Origin of the sequence: Paenibacillus sp. 22594 (assembly GCF_052044425.1) — a bacterium.
Taxonomy (GTDB): domain Bacteria; phylum Bacillota; class Bacilli; order Paenibacillales; family Paenibacillaceae; genus Paenibacillus_AQ.
Genome location: NZ_JBQENA010000001.1, coordinates 199,171 through 225,374, shown reverse-complemented (window position 1 = coordinate 225,374; position 26,204 = coordinate 199,171). Strand labels below are relative to the sequence as shown.

The following is a 26,204-nucleotide window of genomic DNA, read 5'->3' as shown; positions in this document are numbered from 1 at the left end:
TCTTCCAGACCTCCAGAGTGTTCTGAAGATTTGAACAAGTGCATCAGTGGATTTCAAGCATTTGAACTGTTAAGATAATATTTACGTCATTAAAGGGTTATAGGAAAATGGGGACAACGGAATGATGAAGATTTTCAGGCATAAAGCTTATTTTATCGGAATACATGTTTTATTGTTTATTTCCTTGTTTGTGGTACTGTACGCATACTCCCCGTCCATTCGGGTTAAAGTTAAAGAAATTATTGATCCTCCGGATAACGTATCTACAATTGCCCATCGCGGCGCTTCCGGATATGCTCCTGAGAACACAATGCCTGCCTTTGAGCTGGCGCTTGAAATGAAGTCGGATTATATTGAACTCGACATTCACTTAACCAAAGATCAAATTCCTGTCGTGATTCATGATGAGACTGTCAATCGCACAACAAATGGCAAAGGGTATGTGAGAAACATGACATTAGCACAGATTAGACGCCTGGACGCAGGTTCATGGTTCAATGAAGCCTATCCGATGTTTGCCAGAGAGAAATATGCAGCGACACCCATTCCCACACTTGATGAGGTATTCGACACTTTCGGGAAAAATATCAGCTATATCCTTGAAATCAAGGACTCAACTAATGAGACTAATATTGAATCCTTATTAAACGAATATATTTTGAAATATGATTTGGAGAATGTGGTGTCCATTCATTCATTCAGTAGAGCCAGTTTACGTAAATTTCATACAATAAATCCGGAAATTCCGCTCTATCAACTCGTTTGGAATGATTATTCCGAGGTGAGAGTCTCAGCATCTTTTCTGAAGGATGTGAAATCCTACGCTGTCGGAATTAGCCCCAACTTCCAGGGAATCACTTCGGCCTATGTGGCGCAGTTGAAGCGGGCCGGACTCAAAGTGATGCCATATACAGTGAATTACCAGCTCAACATGAATAAAGCCTATCTATGGGGTGTGGACGGGGTATATACTAATTTCCCTGACCGTTTTCTTGAAGTCATTGAAACGAACCGAAAGAATGCCAAGTGGTAACGCGATTGATGTAGGGAGGCGCCCTTACAAGCTGCTGAAGACGATATTGCGCAGCTTACGCGTAATCGCCATCGTTCCGGCATCTTTTTTCTGGACCATAAACAGTACGGTCAGACCATCTTGCGGACTATTGCTGAAATATGCCCCCAGCCAGCCATCCCAGCCGTATTCACCTTTGCTCCCGATAAAACCGGCTTTCCCGGTCTGGGTCATGATGCGCATCTGGTTGCCGTAGCTGTGCCCCTGCAATGAATGCCAAGTATCAAAGCCTTTTTGCTGACCATCCGTCAAACTAGCCGAAGTCATATATTGAACGGTTCTAGGCTTAAGCAATTGAACGCCATTATAGCTCCCCTGTTTCATAAGCATTGTTGTAAATTTAGCGGCATCGTCAATGGTAGAGACTAGTCCCGCACCGCCCGACTCAAATACAGGTTCACAGTTCATATGGTGGTTGATGCCCAGATGGCTGTCCGTGTACACCTTCAAGCCGCCCTCACTGTCATCCTGATAGACTTTCGCAAGACGGTCTCTTTTTTCTTCAGACAGCCAGAAACCGGTATCATTCATTTCCAGCGGCTCCAATATCTCTTTTTTCAAAAATTGCCCGTACCGCATGCCGCTAACCGCTTCCACAATGGCGCCAAGGACATCCGCCGACGTTCCATATTGCCAGTAAGCTCCCGGCTCGAACGAAAGGGGGCCTTGACCCAGGCGGTTTGCGAATTCAAGTGTGTTCATTGGATTGTCACCATGTAAGCGGCTGCCCAGTTCCTGGAACAATATCTCTGTCTGCTGTCCGGCTGTGTCGGTTCCGCCGTATACCAGTCCCGATGTCATATTCAGCAAGTCATGAATGGTGACATCCCGGCTGACGGGTACCAGTGCGCCGTTTTTCTCAACCCGTTGATTTTTGAAACCCGGAATATACCGGCTTACAGGATCGAACAAATCGATTTCGCCACGTTCCAGGAGCATCATGACGGATGTGGCAGTTACCGGCTTTGTCATCGAGTATAGACGGAAGATCGAATTTCTTGAAATAGGGCGTCCTGACTCGAGGTCGGCCAAGCCATCTTCATGATAAAAGACTTCGTTGCCGTCCTTGATCACCATAAAGTTCGCGCCGGCGATTTCCTTGTTATCGATACTTGCCCTCAGCGTTTTTTTCAATAGATTGGTTATGTTTGACTCCAGCATATCTCTAATGACTCCCTCTCCTGATAGGTTCCCTTAATCAAAGCTAACTTTATAATTGGCTAAAGTGAATATTAAACGCTTTTGGGCAGATTGTATAGTACATGGATTATAGGCTTCTCTCTAAAAGGGCCCCGACTTGCTTAGCCATCTCATGCGGCGGATACGGCATCCCATTCCTAATCCACCATTCGATGACTCCAACATACGCTGTCCCTGCATATTGCAGCATAACATCATCACTTAAATCAGCGTTCCTATCACTTTCCCTGTCAATCTCACCTTGGAATCCTTTCATAAAAGAAGCAAGAAGCCGCGTCCTAAAAGAGGATGGCGTTCCTTTACTTGCTAGCATCGTTGAAAAAAATAAATAGTTTTTCTCAAAATATTCAAAATAAGGTACAAGAGCATCGACCCAATTCAACTCACATGCCCAGGCATCCATCTCCCCTAATTCATTAATGTGTATTTCTATGAGCTGATCCAGCAAATCAAATTTGTCCTGATAATGAAGATAAATAGTTCCTCGGTTGACATTTGCCCGGTCTGCCAGCTCCTGAATGGTAATATCATCAAAATTCTTCTCCGTCATGAGTTCAATCACAGCATTTTTTAAAGATTCTTGGGTTTTGAGAATTCTGCGATCCACTTTTCCCATCGTAAATGATCACCAAACTTTCTTAGATCATGAATAGTATTGATAGATTTGTTTATAAATCAACAAATCACGTCTTTTTGATCATTGAACATAGACTTTTTACTTATATAATAATGGACATGAGTTGATTAAACAAACTATTTTGATTATGCATAAAAATGAAAGGGGGAGGCGATCATGATTGGCACCACGAAATAACTTAAGCTAGGAGTGTTTTTTTGGCTAAACCAAATAAAATGCTGGTTTTCATATTAACCTTAGGTGTATTCGGTATCATAAATACTGAGATGGGGGTTATAGGGATATTGCCTTCCCTTGCTGCCCACTTGGGTGTGAGTGTATCCAAGGCAGGGTGGTTGGTGAGTTTTTTTGCCCTGGCCGTTGCTGTTTCAGGCCCAACAATGCCGTTATTGTTTTCGGGGATCAACCGGAAGCAGGTCATGCTGCTTGTGCTTGGCGTTTTTCTGCTTGGGAACATCGTATCTATCTTTACAAGTAACTTCACCATTGCATTGATTGCTAGAGTAATTCCAGCTTTTTTTCATCCGATATATTGTTCATTGGCATTTACAGTAGCTGCAGGCTCTGTTGACACAAAAGATGCCCCAAAAGCTGTTTCTAAAGTTTTTATAGGTGTATCTGCAGGTATGGTTGCTGGTGTACCGATCGTGAGTTTCATTGCTAACTCCGCTTCGATTGAAATGGCGCTGGCGTTCTTTGCACTTATTAATGCTATTGTATTTATCGCAACACTACTATTGGTACCATCGTTGCCTGTTCAAGAAAGACTTACTTACGGATCTCAAATCAGAGTATTAAAGAAATCAATAGTTTGGTTATCTATTATAGCTGTTATTTTATTGAACTCAGCCGTATTTGGTGTGTATAGCTATCTTGCTGAATATCTTAAGACGGTTACAAATATGTCTGCAAATTCAATCAGTTTAATGTTAATTCTGTTCGGTGGGGCCAATATTCTCGGGAACATTGCAGCAGGGAGATTACTTGCAAAAAATGCGAACAAATCAGTCATGATTTTCCCCTTTGTTTTAGGGACCGTTTATATTATTTTGTTCCTGGTCGGTCAGTTTAGTATACCAATGGCAATCCTCACTGCAATATGGGGGGTACTGGCAGGGATCGGGGGGAATTTCAATCAATATTGGATTAGTTCTGCAGCTCCAGAAGCCCCTGACTTTGCTAATGGATTGTTCTTAACATCTGCGAACCTAGGAACAACTGCTGGTGCAGCTGTAGGTGGATTGTTTATATCAAGTATGGGTACACAATATGTCGTATGGGTGGGAATCCTGTCCCTGATGTTGAGTGTTGTAGCCATTTTACTTAGATACTACTTTGCAGGAGGGTATTTATGAATAAGGTTAATGCACGTGCTACATTCAGTCCAGAAGGGCCATTCAAACTGACCACGATAGAGCGCAGGGATCTAGAGCCGCATGATGTCCTGATAGAGATTAAGTTCGCAGGTATTTGCCATTCTGATATTCATACAGCTCGTGGCGAGTGGGGGCCGGTAGAGTATCCGCTTGTTCCTGGGCACGAGATCGCCGGGATTGTCACACAGATAGGTTCAGAAGTTAAAAAATATGCTATCGGTGACCGTGTCGGGGTTGGCTGTATGGTTGATTCCTGCAGAGAATGTGATAACTGCCATAAAGGGGAGGAGCAGTATTGCCTGGGCGGAATGACAGGTACTTACGGGGCTATCGACAGGTACGGGCAATTTACACAGGGTGGTTATTCCACTCATATTGTCGTAACGGAAGATTTCGTGGTGCGAATTCCCGACGGTATTGAGCTGGATGCTGCAGCTCCGTTGTTGTGTGCGGGCATCACGACGTACTCGCCACTGCGTCATTGGGGAGCAGGGCCAGGTAAAAAGGTAGCTGTAGTTGGACTTGGAGGGCTTGGACACTTGGCTGTAAAGATCGCACATGCCATGGGGGCAGAAGTTACTGTTTTATCCCAATCATTAAAGAAGAAGGACGACGGTTTGAAGCTTGGCGCGGAACATTATTATGCTACGAGCGATCCGGGAACATTTACTGAATTGGCTGGCTCGTTCGACCTCATTGTGAATACTGTGAGTGCAAAGATTGATATTAGTTCCTACCTTTCGTTATTGGCGCTGGATGGTACTCTCGTCAATGTTGGTGCTCCAGCGGAGCCATTGCCAGTTAACGTATTCTCACTTATCGGTCAGCGCCGGTCATTTGCCGGTTCCATGATTGGCAGTATCCGCGAAACACAGGAAATGCTTGATTTTTGTGCGGAACACCACATTGCTCCTGAAATTGAGATGATTTCCGCCAATCAAATCGATGAGGCTTGGGAACGCGTCCTGGCTTCCGATGTCCGCTACCGGTTTGTAATTGACATCAGCACGATGGAGAATGAATAATCACGAAAGCGGACTTAGCGCTGCTGCCATTATTCTAATAAAGGATCACAAAGAAAGAATCTGCTACGGAAATAGCAGATTCTTTCTTTATAACTAATTCTTACGGAGAAGTTATTGTGTTAAGTATTAATAATGTTATAATACCCGTAGGGGTATACGTTTTTAGAGAATATTATAAAGGAGAGATTAACATGGCATTCAAGATTTCTAAAGAAATCACTCCCCAGAAGGTAGCAGCAAAGCTCAAGAATGGGGAGTCCCTAAATATGTTGGATGTTCGCGAACTTGGAGAATGGAGGGAAGGACACATCGCCGGTGTCAAACATATTCCGCTTGGAGTTCTTTTGGAACGGCAAGATGTGCTTGATCCGGCACAAGAGACCATTGTCATCTGTCGAAGCGGGAACCGGAGCGGCCTGGCTTGCGAGTTGCTGAGTGAAAAGGGGTTTAATGTTGTGAACATGACGGGAGGGCTTAATGCTTGGACGGATGAATTGGTGCGTGACTAAAGCCGCTAATGAAAGGACAGGACGATATGATAACACTTATATACTTTTTGACTGGAGCAGTGGTCTTATGGTTCTTGCGCCAGATATGGCCCGTTCGTTCACTTTCCTATATTAATGCTCGTGATTGGGTGCAAGCAAAAGAACGGTTAAATTTGAAAATGCTTGATGTCAGAGATGCTTCGGATTATTTGGAAGAACATATTTCCGGCTCAATAAATATATCTTTAGGGCGCCTTCCTTTTGTATGGCAACACGATCTATCCCCGGATGATGGTGTAATCATTCTGTCCAACACTGGGTATCACAGCAATAAAGCAGCAAGAATTCTCCGTAAGCATGGATTCCTAATCTGTACGCAATACAAGGCGATGTTTGGCCTACACAAGCGTGTTTTCAAAAAATATGCGCATTCAGAGGAAGACATTGTGGACACAGATTCAATCATTAGCATTGTTGGAATTGTTTCCGGTTGAATAGAAGCATAATCTCTCCTGTAGACCTTCTAAGACTTCTTCTGGCAGTTCCCTAACCTTAACGTCACTACCCAGGAAAAGTAGCCAATTTGTCATTTCGGACAATTCTCCAGGTTTATCTACATGGATATAAGTCCTTAGAATGGCTGTGGTCTGGTATGGATTCGTATAGGAAATTGAAATTTTAAATGGATGGTATTTTTTGAACTGGGCAATCGCTTTTGGACCAAGTTCAAGCACAAGGTTGATTTCTTCTTCCTGTTTCCTAAGTTTTTCGAGAATCTTTTTCTTGCTTAATCTATTTTTCTCCGGATAGGGGATAATATTGGTGAGATAGTCGACCTGAAAAATCCTCTTCTTTTCTTCTTTTAAGTCAAAGCCTTCAATCAGCCAAAGGTTTTTTTCACGATAAAGGTGCATGAGATAAATGGGGTAGGACGTAATGACTTTCTCTTCTTCGATGGTAATCAATAAATAACTATCCAAAAGGAGGATTTGGATTAGTTTTTCCAGCATGGGATGGGGGAGGTCGGAAAGATCAAGCAAGTCAGGATTATTAGGGTTGGTCCCTTCAAAAAATAAGGTTTGATTTAAAAGAAAAAGATCATCTTGCTGGTTTTCTGAAATGAGGCCCAGTAGTTTTTCGGATAAAGACTGTCGACTCTTTAGATAAGGGAGTTGCCCGTTTCTTGTGGCCATAAAGGCAATAAAAAGCGCTTTGACCTCATCATCGGTAAAGCGGACAACGGGAAGAACAGAGTTGCGCATGACAAAATACCCCCCATCCCTTCCAACTTCAGCGACAAGCGGCATTCCCATGGCCTCAATTTCTCTGATATCTCTAATAGCCGTCGAACGGGAAATGTTAAATTCTTGCATGATTTCAGAAATGGTAAAGTGGGCGCGGTTGTTGATATACCTCATGATGATATTGATCCGTTCAACTTTTTTCATGGGAACTCCTAAACAGTATCATTTTTTGACATGATTTAAGGCTATCATATATTTATCAAGTGAAGAAGACAACTCATTTGATGAATCCACAAAAAAAGGATGGTTTTGAATATGGCAGATTATACCCTTGAAGAAAAAGACAGCTTTATTGTTATAGGTTTAGGAACTGAGCTTAAGAGTGATTACACAGATTATGCTGGCATTAACAAGGAGAAGTCAGACTTTTGGCAGGCCGTCAGTCAAGATGGAAGGCTTGATTATCTAAAAGGCATAGCTGCGAATGACTACATTTTTGCTGTGAACGAAGCGGTGAATAACAAAATGATGCATTATGCCGGTGTTATGACCGAGGCAGCAGCACCAGATGAAGCCCGAGTGATCCAATTTCCTAAGGGAGACTATCTGGTTGTTAAAGGGGAAGCGGAGACGGCGGATGCATTGAACAATAAGCTTGCAGGTCTTGCCTTTGGTCAAGCCTTGCCTGAAGCCAAGGATTTCGCCTACGTCGGGGGACCAAATGCATCGGTGGAGATGGGGCAGCGGGACGGCTTGGTTGTTGGTGAAATGTGGATCCCTGTGGTAAGGAAATAATCTGAACATAAAAGGAGGGATGGATATGTCCTACACCGTTGATTTTACAAATGTGTCAACAGTTGGCTTGGAGTCTTCACCTGTAGTTGATACACTTGCAGGCTTACGTGCTAATGAAGCCCGTTACTTCATGAACAAATACAAACATGAATTCGAGGTTGTACCAGCCAGTGAGAGCCAGGATACTCTTGATTATGTGAACCGGATTTTGAAGGAAGAACGTGATATTGTTTTTGCAGCCAAGCCATTAGAAACATCACGTTTTCAAGTGGAAAATATCCGGTTTGCTTACGTCTTTTATGAGGATGGCCTTGCGCTCAACGTGATGTATACGGTGGATGACCCTAAGAAGCGGGCTGTAGGTTTTAAGCTATCTGAGGGGATGGATGTACCACAGGAGTTAGAAGGGAAGTTTAAGTTTGCCAGACAGAAGTCAAAACTGGCGGGAACCATCCGGGGTTCGTTTTTTGTAATAAAAGGTGAATATTAGAGTGAGTAAAATGAATACATGCAAGCCTTGGCAGGATTTCGTACGCCACATAACCAAAAAAAGAACCTGATGAAATTCATCAGGTTCTTTAACATTGCATCTAGACAGACGCGATGATATAATCGGTTTGCATCAAAATTAATATGTATTAGCATAGTAAAGGTATCTTATATTATTAATATACCACGCAGTCAAACTCTTGTCAAATTTTTTTCTCAATTTAATGGTTAGGGGAGATCTTGAATGAGTTCATTAGTTATCGGCTTTCAGGAAGTGGATGATACCCAGCTTCTACTTGTTGGGGGAAAAGGGCTCCATTTAGGAAAGTTATCGAAACTGCCCGGAATACAGGTACCCGAAGGATTCTGTGTTACAACAGTGGGATATCAAAAAGCCATCGAACAAAACGAAATGTATCATTCTTTATTGGGTAAACTAACCATGCTAAATGTTGAAGACCGGGATCAAATTCGGGAAATCAGCCGGAAGCTTCAACAAATCATCATGGAAGCAGAAATCCCCCCGGATGTTGTGACCGCAGTTACTCACTATCTCTCCCTGCTTGGAGAAAAGCAGGCTTATGCGGTACGTTCCAGTGCGACTGCTGAGGATTTACCGCATGCTTCATTTGCCGGTCAACAAGACACCTACTTAAATATCATCGGCGTTGATGCAATCCTGCAGCATATCAGCAAATGTTGGGCTTCCCTATTTACGGAGCGGGCCGTAATCTACCGGATACAAAATGGATTTGACCACAGTCAAGTTTATTTATCCGTTATCCTGCAAAGAATGGTATACCCGGAGGCCTCAGGGGTATTATTTACCGCCGATCCGATTACTTCTAACCGGAAACTGCTATCCATTGATGCGGTCTTTGGGCTTGGAGAAGCACTGGTCTCGGGCTTGGTATCTGCCGATGGTTATAAAGTACAGGAAGAGGAAATCGTTGAGAAGAGAATCGCAACCAAGAGGTTGGCCATCTATGGATTAAAAGAAGGCGGAACAGAAACCCGGCAGATTGAACCTATTCGGCAAAAAGTTCAAACACTTACTGAACAACAAATTTTACAGCTGGCACGCATCGGAAGAGAGATTGAAGGTTACTTTGGCTGTCCCCAGGACATCGAATGGTGTTTGGCCGAGGATACTTTTTATATTGTCCAGAGCCGGCCAATTACTACGTTATACCCGATTCCTGAAACGAACGATCACAACAATCGCGTCTATGTATCTGTAGGTCATCAACAAATGATGACGGATCCCTTAAAACCACTGGGAATGTCTTTATTCCAGTTAACCTCTTTTGGACCCAGGTATAAAGCTGGTGGAAGGTTATATGTGGATATCACACAGCATCTGTCTTCGCCTGTCGGCAGGGAAACTTTATTAAATAATCTTGGATCCGATCCGCTTATACAGGGCGCCCTCATGACCCTAATAGAGCGTGATTTTATTCAATTGCTCCCCACAGATAATAAGGATTTGAGTCCCACTAAAAACAATAAAGGGATGCCGTCTGCGGGTCTTCAGCCACAAACTGAAATCGATCCGGCAATCGTTCCTGATTTGATTAAGCGAAGTCAAACATCGATAGAAGAGCTAAAACAAAATATCCAAACGAAATCAGGCTCTAATTTAATTGATTTTATTCTGGAAGATATCCAGCAATTAAGGAAGATCTTATTTGACCCGCAAAGTACGGCTGTGTTTATGGCTGCTATAAATGCTACCTCATGGATCAATGAAAACATGAACGAGTGGTTAGGCGAAAAAAACGCAGCAGATACGCTTTCTCAATCTGTGCAGAGCAATATCACTTCGGAAATGGGTCTTGCACTAATGGATGTCGCGGATGTGATTCGTCCTTATCCAGAAGTGATTGATTATTTGCATAATGCAAAAGATACTAATTTTCTGGATGAACTGGTAAAGCTTGAGGGCGGGCAGGAAACCCAAGACGCAATCCATGCTTATCTCGACAAATACGGAATGCGCTGTGCCGGAGAAATCGATATTACCAGAACGCGTTGGAGCGAGAACCCACTTCCCCTTGTCCCGTTGATTCTGAATCACATCAAGAACTTTGAGCCTAACGCCGGCCATCTGAAATTTGAGCAAGGGCGTCAGGAAGCATTGAACAAAGAACAAGAGTTATTAGATCGACTGAAAGAATTACCGGACGGTGAACCAAAAGCCAAAGAGGCAAAACGAATGATCGACATCATCCGGAATTTCATCGGCTACCGGGAATATCCAAAATACGGTATGGTAAGCCGCTACTTCGTTTATAAGCAGGCTTTACTGAAAGAAGCCGAACAACTCGTTCAAACTGGCGTTATCCATGATAAAGAAGATATATACTTCCTCACTTTTGAAGAACTTCAGGATGTCGTGCGCACAAATATGCTGGATTACAAGATCATTTGCCAACGAAAAGAAGAGTACCAATTTTATGAAAAACTAACTCCCCCACGTGTCATCACTTCAGAGGGTGAAACACTCTCCGGTGAGTACAAACGGGAAAATATGCCTGCTAATGCAATTGTAGGTTTACCCGTATCTACTGGAGTGATAGAAGGAAGAGCGCGTGTCATTTTAAACATGGACAATGCCAATCTGGATGATGGTGATATATTAGTCACCACCTATACTGACCCTGGATGGACACCACTATTTGTATCTATAAAAGGTCTAGTCACGGAAGTTGGCGGACTCATGACTCATGGAGCCGTTGTCGCGCGTGAATATGGCTTGCCGGCAGTTGTGGGAGTGGAGAATGTTACCAAACTGATCAAAGATGGGCAGCGAATTCGGGTGAATGGAACAGAAGGGTATATCGAAATACTCACTCTGAGTTTTGAATAAGAAGTAATTATTTCTCCCAAAGTTCAATCAGCCGGCCTTCAGGATCTTCAATCCAAACAAACTTTCCAAATTCACTAACCTCAATATTCTTGGCAAGCGGTACACCTATCTGTTCAAGATGTTGAATCGTCTCGTTGAGATCATGTACTTGGAAATTCAGCATCACTTGTTGTTCGGTTGGAAAAGAACTGTCATTCTCAGTAAAGAAAGAAAAGATCGTCTCATTTCCTGATTGGGGTTTAATCACAGTCCCATTCCAGTTGTCTATTTCAATCTTCAACACTTTGCTGTACCAGTTTTTCACAACTTCAAGATTCTTAGTTCTCCAAAATATTCCTCCGAAACCTTTTATCATTGTATCCAACTCCTGTCTGTTATCAAATTTTTAGTTGTCCGATTTGATATTCGAGATGGATCTCCTTCTTCCTTTTTTAATAAGATTATGGTTTTTGAATTTCTTGCATAAGCTCCGCGATATAATGGAAAACTTCTGTAGTGCGAATCAACACATTGATTCGATTTCTTAGGAGGTTAAACATTATGACAACTCAGGATCCGCAGGAGCTTCTTAAGCTTAAGCACGAGCAGGATGAGGAAAAAAGACAGTTCACAAATTTTGCACGGGCTGTCTCCGGCCACGGTGAAGTAGAAGCAGGTCAGGAAAACAGTAAAGACCGGCTGCCTGACGATCAAAACCGTATGAAATCTGTGGAGAACAGACAAAATTAAGGATTAAAATGAAGCCGATCCCCCAAAGGATCGGCTTTAAAATTCATAACTTCTTTCTTAGGTTCAACTTAAATAATTCTAAAAAATAGCTTGCTATAAAAGAAAATTTATCATAAACTGTTGATAGATCAACCGTTGACACATCAACAGATATGCTTCAGTTAGCCGGAAGTAAGGAATACAGTTTACGGAGTAGTGAACTTAAGACTGCCCGTAGAAGAGGGAGAATAACAGATGACAAAGACAGCATTAGTAACTGGTGCGAATAAAGGTATCGGATTTGAGATTGCAAAGCAATTGTTAAAAGCGGGGTATCGTGTTTTGGTTGGGGCACGCGATCAGGAGCGGGGAGAAACAGCCGTAACTGCCCTCCAAGCATTTGGTGATGCACATTTGGTATTGTTGGATGTTGCTGACCTGCAGAGTATTGATAATGCAGTAACAAGTATTAAGCAGAATTTCCCTGAGTTGACGCTTTTGGTGAACAATGCCGGTATTCCAGGTGATATGCATAAATTTGGATGGAAATTTGCGGTTGAAGAGCTGCAGGAAACTCATCAAGTTAATTTTATCGGTCCTTTTGCACTTTCAAAAGGCTTGCTCCCCCTATTGATAGCCAATAAAGGCACTATTCAAAATATCAGTATACCTATTGAGCCGTTACCTTATTTCAATGCATTTGCCTATCAAACATCCAAAGCTCCTTTGAATGTCATGACTAAGTCTTGGGGAATGAGCTTTGAGAAAGAGAATATACCTGTAGAGATTTTTTCAGTGATGCCTGGAGCGGTTTCAACAGATTTAAATGGTAATATGACAGGAGACTTCGTGAAAACAACTGCTCAAGCTGCGGAATTTATCCTTTCCTTTGTTTTGGATGAAAAAAATCACAATAAACAGGTCATTAATTACGACGGCACTCTAGCAGTATACTGATTGAATAAAAAAGATTCACTTACACATTCTGAACGACTTCAACTTTTAGGATAGCCCTTTCTCACCGGAGAGAGGGCTTTTAGGTTTGGATGAACTCACCCCCATATTCAGGAAGAGGGATCGTTGTGGCTCTAGGCAGACTTGCTTGTAAAGAAGTTACGTTGTATATTGTCTATTACATTGCAAGCCTATAGTAACAAAAAACGATTAAGAAAGATGGGATGGTTTTGAGCAAAGATTGGTCACAAAAAGCCACGCTGTTATACCAAATGTATGGTGTAAACAACGCCATTAACACTACATTCGATGCTTACATCAGCATCAGCCAATCTCGCTTTGAAATACTCGCTTTAATATATCAAGAGATCGAAATCAGTCAAAGTGACTTACAAAAAAAAGTGACCCTGGACAAGGCAGCTGTCGCTAGACATCTCAAACAGCTTGAAGATAACGGGATCGTAGCAAGAAGAAAAAAAGACGGGGACAACCGTATAACTCTGGTTAAATTAACGGATCGAGGAAGCGCATTAATCGAAACTTCACAAAAGGAGAAAGAGCATTTTGCGGAGGAACTATTAACTGATATTAGTGATACAGAGCTTACCATGCTGAGGAAAATATTAGTTCAGTTAAATAGAAATGTTGAAAAAATGAAGGGAAACGTTTGAAGTAGTTGATCTTGTAGAGGCGAATATGTGCTTATTGAAATCTGCACTATGTGCGGATTTTTTGTTATGTGCAGACACAGACCGATTGATGGATTGTAGATTGGCTGAACAAGCTGGGTCTGAAACCGCTTGAAGGCATTCAGTTGAACAGATCGCGTTGACAGCGTTTGAGGCTATAAAGCCATTTGAATCTGTCAGAGACTTTATGTAATCATAAGCCGATCTTTTTCTGATCGGCTTATTGTATTGGTACACATTTTTTCGATGTCAGAAGACAAGAATTACGCTCAGAAATCGCAAGCTTAAGTGGTCGGGTTCAATGCCCCTTGATACTCATTCATTAAATTGTTGACAATCTGCTGTACGGACAAAATCTCTTTAATCTCATGAACTCTGGACCCAGCAAAAACCAATCCGTTCTTAACATCTCCTCTAAGGGAAGTGAGCAGGGATTCCATTGTACAGAAGCGATGTGAACAAACCTTTAGACAATCATAGCATTTGACTATCTTTAATTTGGCATCATCACTGATCCGGTCCGTAAATTCATTCCGAATCGCTCTTCCTTCTAGACCCACTGTAGACTTGATGAGGACAGTATCTCCTTGCTGAGCATCTACATACTTTTGCTTAAAGGCTAAGGGAGCATCACACTCATGACTAGCCACAAATCGGGTGCCCATTTGAACACCAGATGCGCCAATCCGAAGAGCTTTTGCGATATCATCCCCTGTCAAAATCCCACCCGCAGCAATAACCGGAATCGAAACGGCCTCTAAGACTTCAGGAAGGATATCAAACATGGATCTGTCTGTACCTAAATGGCCCCCAGCTTCGAACCCTTCCACAACGACTGCGGAGGCACCAAGTCTTTCGGAAATTCGGGCTAATTTGGCGGATGAAACAATCGTTACGACAGGAGTACCATGTTCTTTACCCCAAGAATAAATATCTCTAGAAATTCCGGCTCCGGAAATAATAAAGTCAACCTTTTCTTCCAAAGCAACCTTCATTTTTTCGGCAAAGTCCTTCACTGCGAATAGTACATTCACACCGATATAGCCAATTCCATTAGTGAGTTCTCTTGTTTTGCGAATATGCATTCTCAGCTCTTCAGTAGTGATCCCTGTACCAGAGATGGTGCCGATCCCGCCTGCATTGGCTACAGCAGCAGCTAGTCCACTTAAGGATATGCCTACACCCATTCCACCTTGAATAACAGGAACTCTGGATTTAATATGTCCGAATTGGATTGTTGGAAGTTTCAATTACACACCTCTTTCATAAGTTGTAGACATTAGAATAACTCCGCTGGAGTAATTAGCTATAACTTAACACAGTTAAGTTTTTCCCGATGTGACTGTGAGCATGCTCAAACTATGTTAAATATCATGTCTTTCAATATGAAATTTGTAACGCCTTTTGGGCAGATAACATTTTTTTAAACAAGTGAAGCTTGCTTTAATAATCAGTATGGATCAATTTTATATTCGAGGGCAAACATGTCACCCGTTACTGGAAAATAAAGACCCTCTGACCAACATGCATGCCAACACAACCATTCCTGAAGGACTCGGTTGTGCCAGAGCTTACGAAGTAACCGGCGAACAAAGATGGATGGACATTGTCGCTGCCTACTGGAAATGTGCTGTCACAGAGAGAGGAACTTTGGCCACTGGCGGGAATACTGCGGGTGAAGTGTGGATGCCCAAAATGAAGATCAAGGCACGCCTCGGTGATAAGAATCAAGGTACTGTACTGTACTGTATATAATATGATTCGTCTGGCAGAGTTTCTCTTCCGACATACATCAGATCCGGCATATGCACAGTGCGCAGATACATACAAGGAGATGTACCCTTCAAGAACAGCTAACCGAAATATAACTGGTTCATATTTAATGCTTATCTAAAAATATTTGTTCGAAATTTGGACATATATGCGTAAATAATGTTTGACTTCACTAAGGTTATCTCATAACATCTTAAGTATGAACCAGATATGAACCAATGTGAGGGGAGGGCTGAAATGAAATCTGTTATTTCCTTGAAAGGCAAGGTTGAAATCTTGGATATTGATGACCCTTTAGTTGAGGCAAATTACGTGAGTGTAGAAACCATCTATTCTGCTATCAGCTCGGGAACGGAGCTACTTCTGAAAAACCTCCAATCCGAAAATCCCATTCAACTTGGGTACAGTGCGATGGGAGTGGTCAGGGACATCGGGGAGGGTGTCACTCATGTGCAGAAAGGGCAGCGTGTCGCTTGTTACGGTTCTCCATATACCAAGCATGCGGAGATGTTGGCTGTGCCTAAGCATTTAGTAGTCCCGCTTCCTGACACATGCACATCGAAGGAAGCAGCGTTTGTCGGGCTTGGTGCGATTGCTATTCATGCACTCCGGCAAGCCGATTTACGTTTTGGGGAATCTGTTGTTGTCGTTGGACTCGGGATATTAGGTCAAATCGCAGGCCGAATTGCTGACATATCGGGGAACAGGGTCATTGGGTTTGATCTGTTGGCAGAACGCTGCAGCAAGCTTTCGGAAGCCATCCGGGCACAGGTGTATGACCAAGTGGAAGATGTAAGCAGAGCAGTCGTCTCGTTAGAGCAGCATCAAGGTGTTGATGCCGTCGTTATCTGCGCTAATGGCGCCAATTCGGGTATAATCGATCAGGCACTGCATTGGATTCGCGACAGAGGCAAAATCATTATTGTAGGCGATGTCAAAATGGATTTCGACCGGGAGTTAATGTTTGCCAAGGAGGCGCAAATTCTCATTTCACGTGCTGGCGGGCCTGGACGGTATCACGAAAGTTATGAAAGTAAGGGTGTTGATTATCCGATTGGATATGTGCGTTGGACGGAAGGACGCAATATGGCGGAGTATATTCGCTTACTCGCTGAACAACGGATTTCGATCCATAGTCTTATCACACATGAATTGTCGTTACTATCCATGACTGAAGCTTACGAAATGCTAAGCGAGTCACCGCGGGATGTACTGGGTGTCATCATTGATTATGGAAAGGGATGATGTGAATGGTTATTTCCAGGGTTGAAAGAACCGCGTTTTCCAGATGGCTGCTGTCAGGATTATTAATTTTGCTCTGCTTCGTTTTATCCTTGCCTGCCAACGTTCAGGCCGCTGAGGCTGCAGAAGATATTCCCGTGGTTAATTCCGGATTTGAACAAGATCTGGTTGCAGGTAAAATACCGGGTTGGAGTTATTTTTCTGCTGGTATCCCTTCAGGGCTTTCCTTATCTGAAACCGTCAAATTTGCAGGCAATCGAAGCTTAAAAATAGAAAGGACCGGAGCTGTGGCTGGAGCCCTTGGAGCGGAGAGCGTAAAGCTGGCCGTTACAGCCGGAAAATCATATGAGGCAGCGGTAAAACTGTATATTGAAAACTATACCGGAACACCTTCTCTTTGGATCCGCTGGCATGACAGTTTGGGGAAGCCATTGAACCAGCAGGCGACTTTTAACCTGGCCGCTCCTTCGTTAAACAAATGGCTGGATATTCGAGTTCAGGGTATTGCTCCTGCGGAAGCAGCCTTTGCGACGGTCTTTGTGTATGCTTCATCGGGTACTACCCTGACTGCTTATGCGGATGAGGCGCGGTTTTATCGTGTGGCGGATCAATTGACAGTCCTCAATCCGGGATTTGAAGATCCTATCTCCGGCACAAGTATTCCTGGATGGGGGTTGTTTCCGGGGACACCAACAGGCTCTGTATCGATAAGCAAGGAGGAACAGAACAGCGGACTTTCCAGTCTCCTCATTAATGACACCAGCAGTTCAAACCCCGTTGCTGTGATCACCCCGGCGATATCCATAGAAGAAGACGGCCTGTATGAAGCGATGGCGAATGTTAAATTGATATCCGGGGGCGGTGTCATTTTATACATCAAATTCTATGATTCATCAGGAATTGAAAGAGGGCAATCTACCGTTTCTTATACTGGTCCTCTGAATATATGGAAGACCCTAAAAGTTGAGGGAATAGCACCAGCTAATGCAGCAACCGCAAAACTCCTGTTGTATTCCGGTGCGGCTACGCTCAGTAAAGCTTATTTTGACGACATTTCCCTTACGAAGAAAGTGAATGACACGCTGACGTTGCCGTTTACGTATGGCTCACCCGTTAATTTGGGTAAAGCGACTCTTTCGGGAACCACTTTGGGGGGAGCAATAGGAAACGGGGAATTATACTTCGTGGCCAACGGTGCCCCTGGTACGTTTTATGCTGTAGATGCGGTTACCGGACACGTCAACTTTTCCGAGCAAGTTCCCGGTACAACAGAAACCTGGGCGGTAACGGTCGGCTCAGATAACAAAGTCTACTTTTCCGCTACAGCCAATCAAAGCTTTTGGCAATACGATCCTATTCTCCAAAAGATCACCCTGATCGGGAATAATCTTACTAATGATTTCGTATGGGATCTGGATGCAAGTTCAGATGGGCTCATCTATGGTTCCACCTACCCAAAATCTAAAGTATTCTCATACAATATTGCCAACGGCAGTTTTAAAGATCTGGGCAGCATGCACGATAAGGAGGAATACGCACGGGGAGCCGGGGTTACGGACCAGTACCTATACGTTGGAATTGGCTCAAAAAAACACTTAATGCGTGTTTCCAGAACCACTGGGGAAAAGATTGAGATCCCTATGCCGTTCACTGGGGCTGACGATTTTGTACACAACATTTCTCCCTTCAATGGACTTCTATACATTACCCACGGTACCTCACTTACCGTCGTGCATGGTCAGACTTATGAGGTGATAAAGAATGTGGCGAATAGTTCGCTGGAGGCATTTGATGGCAAAATATCTCCTCCGTCACCTTATAATTCAAATCTGCTATATTACCATAATAAATATTCACACACCTTATGGACATATAATGTCGGGACCAATTCCGTTCAGGCTGTTGCTCCAATGATCAAGCTGCCTGAAACGGGGACTAAAGCGGTGAACTGGATCACGTTACCTGACGGCACTCAAGTATTAGCCGCTTTATACGAGAATGGACAATATACCCTGTATAATCCAACAGACAATTCAATCATAACCCGCCAAGTCCCTGTGGTAAAAGACGGTGTCAATATTCAAAGTCTCGCAGCTGGACCCGATGGAAAGCTGTATCTGGGCGGTTTCATAGATGGTCTGAGTATATTCGATCAAGCCAATCAGAAATATGATATGCAGATGTCAAATTTTGATTCTCCGCATCAAATAGAGGAGATTGGTTTCTTAAACGGAAAAGCCTATTTTGGCGCTTACTCTGGAGCACGGATTTACCGTTACGATTCAAATCAGCCTTATAACTACGGGACGCTGCCAACGAATAACCCCGGTCTCATAAAAACGATTCCGGAAGGGCAAGATCGCCCCTATGCGATGGCTTCCGGCGATAACAAGTTATTCATCGGAACTGTACCGGGTTACGGGAGTCTGGGCGGTAGCTTAACCACCTATGATGAATCTGCGAATACATGGACGTCAACTCGTAATGTCGTTCAAGATCAAAGTATCATAGCACTTGCCTATAACAACGGAGTTGTCTTTGGCGGTACATCCATTGAAGGAGGACTTGGCTCCAAACCGACGGCAACGTCAGCCAAGCTGTTCAAATGGGATGTAGCGACAGCAACCAAACTCGATGAGTTTGTACCCGTAATTCCAGGCTTGACGTCTCCAAGGTTGCTTGGCGGACTGTCCTTTGGTCCCGATGGAATGTTATGGGGCGGTGCCTGGGGAAGTGACGAGGAAGGCGGGCATATATATGCGATTTATGCTTTAGACCCTGATACGAATAAGGTTATGAAAAGCAAACTGTTTTACCCGAAAGCGAGCGGAGGAAGCCCTTGGCGGGCCTTTTATTTACGCTGGGGACAAGATGGACTGTTGTATACGAATATTGCACGTTATTTAACGGTTGTCGATCCTATCTCTATGAAATCACGTAAGCTTGTAGAGACATCAACGAACCTCGTGGACTTGGGTGTGGACGGAAGCATCTATTATGCATCTGGTCCGAATTTATACAAACTTCCAGTTCCGCTGGCTCAAGCCTCAATAACAATGGCGAAAGTTAAGCTGGAACAGGGGCAAACTGAGCCGGTTGTCCCTTCCGGCATTTTAGCCAATGGATTGCCTGCCATCATGGCTGGAAGTACAGTTTCTTTGACAAGCAGCGACCCTACTGTCGTGTCTGCGGTGTATGGGCAGGTCAAAGCACTAAAGCCGGGGACAGCAAACGTTTACGCTGATATCAGCTTAGGTGGGAAGACCGTCAGAACGAACATTATCGGAGTTACTGTTTACCAGGGAACTTCACTTACTCTCGATACCGTATCGAAGGCCACTTACAGCGATACCGCGAATTTGAGAGCGAGACTGACGAATCTTCAAGGGCAACCTCTAGAAAATCGTTCCGTACAGTTCTCAGTCGGAGGAGAAGTAAAAGGTAATGCTACAACGAATGCTGATGGCGTTGCAGCTTTTTCCTATTTAGTAAGTCAAGAGGCACCGGAGAATGCAGAAGAGGCTGTGTATGATATACGTGCTGTTTTTCAAGGGGAACCCAACTTGTTTATCGGAGCAAGCGAAAGGAAAAGCAGCCTGACTGTAAAACGCGAAACAGCTTCTGTTGCTTATTCAGGTAGTACAGCTGTCTCGGAAGGGATAGTTAATCTGTCAGCTCATGTATCACAGGAGGATGATCAAGAGTTAGGATCTATAGCTAGGCTGCCCATTCAATTTACGATCTCGAAGATGAAACCGGATGCAACGCTAGAGGCATACCAAACGCCGGTGATCCAGAACGTATATGAGACAGATGTCTCAGGCAATGTAACAACAAATGTACAGCTTCCCGCGGGATTATATCAGGTAAAGACAGGGCTGTTGACGAATAGCAGATATGTGGCAGCGGAGTCAGAAGCTATACTAGCTGTTCATAGCCCAAGCGATAATGGGTTGGAAGTAGGTGGGTGGTTCGCTATTGCCGAAGGCAATGACGAGTTAGGCAGTGTTGCGAAGAAAGTGCATATCGAAGCCGTATGGGGGCTGGATACTGAATCAACACAACGGATATTGAAGATTCATGTAGAGCCCAAAGGATTGAATCTGGAGCTGGATGAGATTCATTGGTTGGTTACGACATCCGATAGCGTCTTTCTGCAGGGTCAGGCTAAGGACAAAAACGGAGTATCCTACACGATCAGGCTGATGATTGGACAACAACAGCAAGTCGTCTCACTCCAGATTTGGCAGGGCATGAATACCCAAAGTATTCCTTTCTATGAGGCACTTGGACAGAAGTGGTTTGGCAGTACCATCATTTTATAGTAACGAAAATGTATAAACTACCGATGATTCCATAGGATAGAACAGAATGCCGACGCCCCATCCTAGACAGATGGGGCGTCGGCATTTCGCGATTGTAAGTTAAAGGGAGAGCTTCAGCTGTCGGCAAACGGTCTCAAAATCATCGAGACGTGCCCAATACAGTTTAAGAATATGCCGCATGATTTCAAGTTCGCGGAAAGTAATATTCATATCGCTGTAAAAACTGAAGGTTGGGATGATATCGCGGTACATGGGAAACCGGGAAGGCCTTGTCAACGTTTCTTCCCCGGCCCATTCTGCCGCTGTTTTGACACTAGGAATGCTTAAAGTGTTCTTGCGAATGTGCAGCTGTGCCTGGTCCGAGATGAGAAAATCCAAGAGGGTCCGGGCCGCTTCCTTATGCTTGCTCAATGTACTGACCGCAAGACCAATGATTAAGAGCTGAGTCTTTGCTTCTAATGAATAGGGTAGTGGAGCAATGTCATAAGCGAAGTCAGCTTTACGCAAATGGTTCAGGCTGAAATAGCTGGTGACAATCATCGAAGCTTTTTGCTGCAGGAAAAACCGTTCGGCATCCGAGTCGTTCTCCGACATATAGACAGTGTCCGGGTTCATTCCTTCAAATAATCCAAGGCTGATTTGCAGGGCCTGACGGAAATTGTCATTGGTAACCACCAGCTTCCCCAGCGAATCCCGTTCAAAAACGACCTTGTTTTGCAGCAAAAAAAGCGGCCAACGGTTGATGGATTGCAGATGGAACAATATGCCGATCCTGTCATGTTTGTGTGTTAAGGCTAGTGCTGCCTGTTGAACATCGCTCCAGTTCCAGCCACTGTCCGGTTCAGGCCATGCAGCTTCCCTGAAATGCTCCAGGTTATAACACAACACGACCGGTGAAAAAATAAACGGCTGCACATACAATTGTTTGTCTTGAGTAAATGGTCCAGATAGGAAGGGATATGTACTGGTCTTGCGCTCCAGTGGCTCCAACATGTCGGAGACCCGTGCGGCTTCAGAAAGTGATTCATAGCTTTGCATATTTAAAGTGATCAAGTCCAGAGCGTCTCTCTCCATGGCTGCTTTCGCGTCCTGTGAAAAGTACGAATGCGATAGAGGGATCATCTGCACAGAAATATGTGGAAACTGCCCTTCGAACACTCCCACCAGATGCAATAAATCGGCTTCCAGGGTGAGCGTTGGGTAATAACCGAATCTCAAGATGATTTTTTCGTTACGGCCTGTACCGATAACGCGTGTACCGACCCGCGGCACTTTTTCGATCATTTCCAGGTCAAGCAACTGATCCAACCCTTTGCGAACCGAGTTTTTACTAAGTTGAAACTTCTCTGTAAGCACCAGTTCGGAAGGCAGGAAGTCACCGGGTTTTAATACTCCTGTTATGATGTCCGTCTGCAAGGCTGAGACCATCTCTGCAAGCCTAGTTCGAAAGGTTGTTCGTTTAGGCTTCGCGGCCATTAATGTTGAACCTCCATGAAAAACTCTAGTGTATTGTCTTGGTATCTAACTGGGTTACATTATAGTATAAATGGAAGGGAATTGCCATCTGGACCAGTGTGATAAATGTGATATTTCTGTATATAGACTACTATTTCTTGAAATGGTCTGCTAGTTCCAACCCTGTCCGGGGCCTATAATAAATTCAAGTCATCGAAACAAATGGCGAACATCATACAAGAGGAGGGTGTTGGTCGAATGAAAAAATTATTCGTGCTAGGACTCAGCGCTATGTTAGCGCTTACGGCATGTGCTGCTGGCGAGAACACAGCAAACGAAACATCAACTACATCGCCTGATGGTGCGGGAAGTCCAGAATCGGCGAAGTTATCCTTGAACTGGTCAGTTGCTAACGGGTTTCTTGCGAATGTGACCTTGCCTTCAGCGGATAAAGATTTCGTTAAAAAAGCTATTGAAGAAAAGTTTAATGTAGATTTGAAAATTGACTATATGGCGATAGGCAAAGAGTACCACGACAAACTGAATGCCTCCTTGGCCGGAGGCAGTGCACCGGATCTGTTTATCGCTGCAGGTACGGAGTCCCAAAAATACATTTCGGACGGTATTACCGCTAATTTAAGTTCCTTTTTCACCCCGGAGACCATGCCTAACTACTACAAATGGGTGAGCACGGAAGAGGTAGAAGCTTTTCAACCCAAGCAAGGTGAGTTCACCCGTGCCATCATGCCTTTCCAGCGGAATGCATATGCATCTTGGTATATCCGCCAGGATTGGCTGGATAAGCTGGGTTTGAATCCCCCTACTAATTTCGCGGAATTGACCGATGTCCTCACTAAGTTCACTAAGGAAGATCCGGACGGAAATGGGAAGCAGGATACTTACGGCTTCACTGCTGCAGGAAGCGGACAAAGCTTGCCGCTAGACTTCCCGCAATGGTTGAATAACGGCTTTGTTGCCGATTTCATGATCGCTGACAACACCTTTGTAGATAACCGTTCGGATCTTAAGGTTCAGGGTGTTATCGATCAAGTGGTGGAATGGAATAAGGCAGGAATCGTAGATCCGGACTGGTTCCTCAACAAAAGTCCTGCACACATTGATAAAGCCGCTCAAGGTAAAGTCGGAATGATCTTCTCACCAGGTGACAAAACCATGGCACTGGATAGTGTACCGACCAGCTTGCAAAACCGGACGAAGGCGCTTAATCCGGAAGCGGACTGGCAGCCGATTTATCCGTTGGATCAACCAGTCATGTGGAAGAATAATGTACCTGAAAACACAATTCTGATCAGTAAAACGACGGCAGATAAATCACCGGATAAAGTCAAGCGCTCCTTGGAGATTCTGGATTGGCTGACTAGTGAGGAAGGGTTCCTGTTGACTCACTATGGTCAGGAAGGGAAGCATTATACGAAATCCGGCAACAAGGTTACCCTCAATGTGGAGGCTTACGATACGGATATCGCCAAAGCCGGCAACTGGTTGAATGTATATGGCGTGTTTACCCCGGATGAACCAAAGGTTCTGGGTTTAGAGTTGATGGACCCCCGAATTTCCGAGCATGACTACGCCATATTGAAGACGATTGAAGATTATCCTAAGCATGATGCTCTGCCTCCAGTGAGCCTGATTCCTCCTGCCGGCATTAACATCGGGGATTTCCGTAAAGAAATGAGTAAATTCCATATCAAAGCTGTACTGGAAGACAAGAGCGGTAAGAACTGGCCGCAATATCGTGAAGAGTTAATGACCAAGTTCAAGGGTAGAGAGATTTTTACGGAATATACGAATCAATTGAACGCGGCGCTCAAAGATAAGAAGCTTAACGATTTTAAATAGATTTAAAAATAGGAACTCAAGCTGGCGGAGGAAGCCTGGACCGATCAAGGGTTTCCTTCTGCCTTCCACCAAAGATTGAGCTAGGAGGTGATGGGGATGGCGGCGGAACCCATAGCTGTGCGGGAGAAGAAATCGATTGCTCCACGTCCTTGGAGGCAGGGTAAATTAAGCTCCGTTTACCGCAGCAGATGGTTTTATCTCATGATGTTACCGGGACTGCTCTATTATATTCTGTTTCACTATGTACCCATGGCGGGAACCTTGATTGCTTTTCAAAATTACAATTTAATGAAAGGGATCTGGGGTAGTTCTTGGGTCGGTTTTGACAATTTCCGGATCATTTTTGATAATCCTGAATTCTTGCAAATCATGAGAAACACGCTGCTGATCAGTATTTACAAAATTATAGGGAACATGGTTCCCGATGTGATACTCGCACTTATGCTGAATGAAGTGAGAGTTCGCTGGTTCAAAAAAACGGTGCAAACCATCACCTACGGACCCTATTTTTTATCCTGGGTTATTGTATATGGATTGGCCTTTTCATTTCTAGCTCCAGGCTCCGGATTAATAAGTACATTTGTACGTGATATGGGCTGGGGACAAATCGATCTAATGGCAGACAAGAATTTTTTTAGGCCGATGCTGGTGCTTACAGAAATTTGGAAAAACACAGGATTCGGAGCGATCATATATTTGGCGGCTCTGGCATCCATTAATCAGGAACAATACGAGGCTGCCGTCGTAGACGGAGCCGGACGTTGGCGCCAGCTTTGGCATATTACGTTGCCCGGTCTCCGGGATGTATTCGTACTCCTGCTGATTATTCGAATCGGCGGCATATTGGATGCAGGCTTCGACCAAGTATTTATCTTTTTGAATGCCCGGGTATATGACGTAGGAGACATTGTGGATACATGGGTTTACCGCTACGGCTTTGAACGCCTGGAGTTTGGTGTTGCTGCAGCAATGGGGGTTTTCAAATCTTTGGTTGGACTCATTTTGGTTATCGGCGCTAATAAGCTGGCCAAGAAAGTAGGAGGTTCAGGGATATGGTAGGCTGCATGCGTGTAAAGGAGGGGGTATCGGATGTTCTCACTTCAGAAGTCCAGGGGAGATAAGATTGCTGACGGGGCGATTTACACGTTTCTGGCTTTGTTCGCTCTTGTTACTTTGTTTCCACTATACTACGTCGCAATTGTCTCAGTAACTCCTTATATCGAGGTCATGAAGAATGGCGGATTCGTCATTTGGCCTGAGCATTTTACCTTCCAAGCCTATAAAGAAATATTCAGCAGCGCGCGTATCCCCCAAGCTCTAAAAATAACGGTATTCATCACTGTAGTGGGCACGGTATTGAATATGGCCGTCACAACGCTGCTGGCGTATCCTCTTTCTAAAAAGTCGGTGCCGGGTCGGAATTTTATCCTCATGGGGCTTGTTTTTACAATGATTTTTAGCGGAGGTATTATTCCTCTTTACATTTTGGTGCGGAGTCTCGGTTTATACGATACAGTGTGGGCGCTTGTGATTCCAGGCATGGTATCTACCTTTAACCTGTTAATCGTCAAAACGTATTTTGAGAATCTTCCATCGGAAATCGAGGAGGCGGCTAAGGTGGATGGCTGCGGTGATGTTACTACGTTGTTTCGCATCGTGCTTCCGCTATCGGCACCTATTATGGCAACTATAGGTTTATTCTATGGAGTTACGCATTGGAATGAATACTTCAAAGGGATATTCTATCTTTCAGATAAGACGCTTATGCCGATGCAGGTCGTGCTCAGAAGCATGATTCAAACACCGAATGTGAGTACAGAGCTGTCAGTCAATTCGCTGGCTCTGGATGCGCTGCCTCCGGAAACCATTAAAATGGCTGTAGTGGTTGTGGCGACACTGCCGCTTCTGGTCATTTATCCGTTTTTGCAAAAATATTTTATCAAAGGCGCCTTGTTGGGTTCGGTTAAGGGGTAATGATCATGCTATAATAATGGCTAAAAGCG

General features: G+C 44.1%; 23 protein-coding genes. 17 read left to right on the top strand and 6 right to left on the bottom strand.

The window, feature by feature from the left end:
* The first annotated feature begins 121 nt into the window (after positions 1-121).
* Positions 122-1,033: a glycerophosphodiester phosphodiesterase family protein gene (locus tag ACTJKB_RS00860; protein WP_440831387.1), complete on the top strand. Its 912-nt coding sequence runs from the start codon at positions 122-124 to the stop codon at positions 1,031-1,033.
* Positions 1,034-1,057: 24 nt separating this feature from the next.
* Here the strand turns inward: ACTJKB_RS00860 and ACTJKB_RS00855 are convergent, their stop codons facing one another.
* Both ACTJKB_RS00855 and ACTJKB_RS00850 read right to left on the bottom strand, forming a co-directional pair.
* Positions 1,058-2,233 (bottom strand): serine hydrolase domain-containing protein, encoded by a 1,176-nt coding sequence (locus ACTJKB_RS00855; protein ID WP_440831386.1) that lies wholly within the window; start codon positions 2,231-2,233, stop codon positions 1,058-1,060.
* A 106-nt stretch (positions 2,234-2,339) separates the two neighbouring features.
* Positions 2,340-2,888 (bottom strand): TetR/AcrR family transcriptional regulator, encoded by a 549-nt coding sequence (locus tag ACTJKB_RS00850; protein WP_440831385.1) that lies wholly within the window; start codon positions 2,886-2,888, stop codon positions 2,340-2,342.
* Between the two features lie 218 nt (positions 2,889-3,106).
* Here ACTJKB_RS00850 and ACTJKB_RS00845 point away from each other — a divergent pair, with 218 nt between their 5' ends.
* From ACTJKB_RS00845 to ACTJKB_RS00830, 4 genes are all read left to right on the top strand, one after another.
* Positions 3,107-4,264: an MFS transporter gene (locus ACTJKB_RS00845; protein ID WP_440831384.1), complete on the top strand. Its 1,158-nt coding sequence runs from the start codon at positions 3,107-3,109 to the stop codon at positions 4,262-4,264.
* Positions 4,261-5,310, top strand: a complete 1,050-nt coding sequence (locus ACTJKB_RS00840) for an NAD(P)-dependent alcohol dehydrogenase (RefSeq protein ID WP_440831383.1) — start codon at positions 4,261-4,263, stop codon at positions 5,308-5,310. The genes ACTJKB_RS00845 and ACTJKB_RS00840 overlap by 4 nt, the downstream gene beginning before the upstream one ends.
* A 191-nt stretch (positions 5,311-5,501) precedes the next feature.
* Positions 5,502-5,819: a rhodanese-like domain-containing protein gene (locus ACTJKB_RS00835; protein ID WP_440831382.1), complete on the top strand. Its 318-nt coding sequence runs from the start codon at positions 5,502-5,504 to the stop codon at positions 5,817-5,819.
* An 8-nt stretch (positions 5,820-5,827) separates the two neighbouring features.
* On the top strand, positions 5,828-6,292 hold the full coding sequence (locus ACTJKB_RS00830; protein WP_440831381.1) for a rhodanese-like domain-containing protein: 465 nt from the start codon (positions 5,828-5,830) through the stop codon (positions 6,290-6,292).
* Here the strand turns inward: ACTJKB_RS00830 and ACTJKB_RS00825 are convergent.
* Entirely contained in the window at positions 6,257-7,246 is a 990-nt protein-coding gene (locus ACTJKB_RS00825; protein WP_440831380.1) for a helix-turn-helix transcriptional regulator, read from the bottom strand. The genes ACTJKB_RS00830 and ACTJKB_RS00825 overlap by 36 nt on opposite strands.
* A 111-nt stretch (positions 7,247-7,357) precedes the next feature.
* Here ACTJKB_RS00825 and ACTJKB_RS00820 point away from each other — a divergent pair, with 111 nt between their 5' ends.
* The 3 genes from ACTJKB_RS00820 (at position 7,358) to ppsA (ending at position 11,195) form a co-directional block, all read left to right on the top strand.
* Entirely contained in the window at positions 7,358-7,837 is a 480-nt protein-coding gene (locus ACTJKB_RS00820) for a GyrI-like domain-containing protein (protein ID WP_440831379.1), read from the top strand.
* Between the two features lie 25 nt (positions 7,838-7,862).
* Positions 7,863-8,327, top strand: a complete 465-nt coding sequence (locus ACTJKB_RS00815; protein WP_440832667.1) for a phage tail protein — start codon at positions 7,863-7,865, stop codon at positions 8,325-8,327.
* A 243-nt stretch (positions 8,328-8,570) separates the two neighbouring features.
* Complete coding sequence (gene ppsA, locus ACTJKB_RS00810; protein WP_440831378.1) at positions 8,571-11,195, top strand: phosphoenolpyruvate synthase; 2,625 nt, start codon at positions 8,571-8,573, stop codon at positions 11,193-11,195.
* Between the two features lie 7 nt (positions 11,196-11,202).
* On the opposite strand, the gene ACTJKB_RS00805 is transcribed toward ppsA, so the two are convergent.
* Positions 11,203-11,550: a VOC family protein gene (locus tag ACTJKB_RS00805; protein ID WP_440831377.1), complete on the bottom strand. Its 348-nt coding sequence runs from the start codon at positions 11,548-11,550 to the stop codon at positions 11,203-11,205.
* 185 nt (positions 11,551-11,735) lie between these two features.
* Here ACTJKB_RS00805 and ACTJKB_RS00800 point away from each other — a divergent pair, with 185 nt between their 5' ends.
* From ACTJKB_RS00800 to ACTJKB_RS00790, 3 genes are all read left to right on the top strand, one after another.
* Positions 11,736-11,924 (top strand): hypothetical protein, encoded by a 189-nt coding sequence (locus ACTJKB_RS00800; protein ID WP_074083362.1) that lies wholly within the window; start codon positions 11,736-11,738, stop codon positions 11,922-11,924.
* A gap of 234 nt (positions 11,925-12,158) precedes the next feature.
* Positions 12,159-12,860 carry an SDR family NAD(P)-dependent oxidoreductase gene (locus tag ACTJKB_RS00795; protein ID WP_440831376.1) on the top strand — a complete coding sequence of 234 codons (702 nt, stop codon included), beginning with the start codon at positions 12,159-12,161 and terminating at the stop codon, positions 12,858-12,860.
* A 221-nt stretch (positions 12,861-13,081) separates the two neighbouring features.
* Positions 13,082-13,528 (top strand): MarR family transcriptional regulator, encoded by a 447-nt coding sequence (locus ACTJKB_RS00790; protein ID WP_440831375.1) that lies wholly within the window; start codon positions 13,082-13,084, stop codon positions 13,526-13,528.
* A 302-nt stretch (positions 13,529-13,830) separates the two neighbouring features.
* On the opposite strand, the gene ACTJKB_RS00785 is transcribed toward ACTJKB_RS00790, so the two are convergent.
* Positions 13,831-14,796 carry an NAD(P)H-dependent flavin oxidoreductase gene (locus ACTJKB_RS00785; protein ID WP_440831374.1) on the bottom strand — a complete coding sequence of 322 codons (966 nt, stop codon included), beginning with the start codon at positions 14,794-14,796 and terminating at the stop codon, positions 13,831-13,833.
* A 274-nt stretch (positions 14,797-15,070) separates the two neighbouring features.
* Between ACTJKB_RS00785 and ACTJKB_RS00780 the strand changes: the two genes are divergently transcribed.
* The 3 genes from ACTJKB_RS00780 (at position 15,071) to ACTJKB_RS00770 (ending at position 20,886) form a co-directional block, all read left to right on the top strand.
* Positions 15,071-15,301, top strand: a complete 231-nt coding sequence (locus ACTJKB_RS00780; protein ID WP_440831373.1) for a beta-L-arabinofuranosidase domain-containing protein — start codon at positions 15,071-15,073, stop codon at positions 15,299-15,301.
* Positions 15,302-15,556: 255 nt separating this feature from the next.
* A complete protein-coding gene (locus ACTJKB_RS00775) occupies positions 15,557-16,564 on the top strand; it encodes a zinc-dependent alcohol dehydrogenase (protein WP_440831372.1) in 1,008 nt (335 codons plus the stop codon).
* A gap of 5 nt (positions 16,565-16,569) precedes the next feature.
* Positions 16,570-20,886 (top strand): hypothetical protein, encoded by a 4,317-nt coding sequence (locus tag ACTJKB_RS00770; protein WP_440831371.1) that lies wholly within the window; start codon positions 16,570-16,572, stop codon positions 20,884-20,886.
* Positions 20,887-20,985: 99 nt separating this feature from the next.
* On the opposite strand, the gene ACTJKB_RS00765 is transcribed toward ACTJKB_RS00770, so the two are convergent.
* Positions 20,986-22,362: an extracellular solute-binding protein gene (locus tag ACTJKB_RS00765; protein WP_440831370.1), complete on the bottom strand. Its 1,377-nt coding sequence runs from the start codon at positions 22,360-22,362 to the stop codon at positions 20,986-20,988.
* Positions 22,363-22,599: 237 nt separating this feature from the next.
* On the opposite strand from ACTJKB_RS00765, the gene ACTJKB_RS00760 reads away from it, so the two are divergent.
* From ACTJKB_RS00760 to ACTJKB_RS00750, 3 genes are all read left to right on the top strand, one after another.
* The gene (locus tag ACTJKB_RS00760) at positions 22,600-24,201 is read left to right on the top strand and encodes a hypothetical protein (RefSeq protein ID WP_440831369.1); all 1,602 of its coding nucleotides are present in this window, start codon (positions 22,600-22,602) and stop codon (positions 24,199-24,201) included.
* A gap of 96 nt (positions 24,202-24,297) precedes the next feature.
* Positions 24,298-25,260, top strand: a complete 963-nt coding sequence (locus ACTJKB_RS00755; RefSeq protein ID WP_440831368.1) for an ABC transporter permease — start codon at positions 24,298-24,300, stop codon at positions 25,258-25,260.
* A 30-nt stretch (positions 25,261-25,290) separates the two neighbouring features.
* Positions 25,291-26,175: a carbohydrate ABC transporter permease gene (locus tag ACTJKB_RS00750; protein WP_440831367.1), complete on the top strand. Its 885-nt coding sequence runs from the start codon at positions 25,291-25,293 to the stop codon at positions 26,173-26,175.
* Positions 26,176-26,204: the final 29 nt, after the last annotated feature.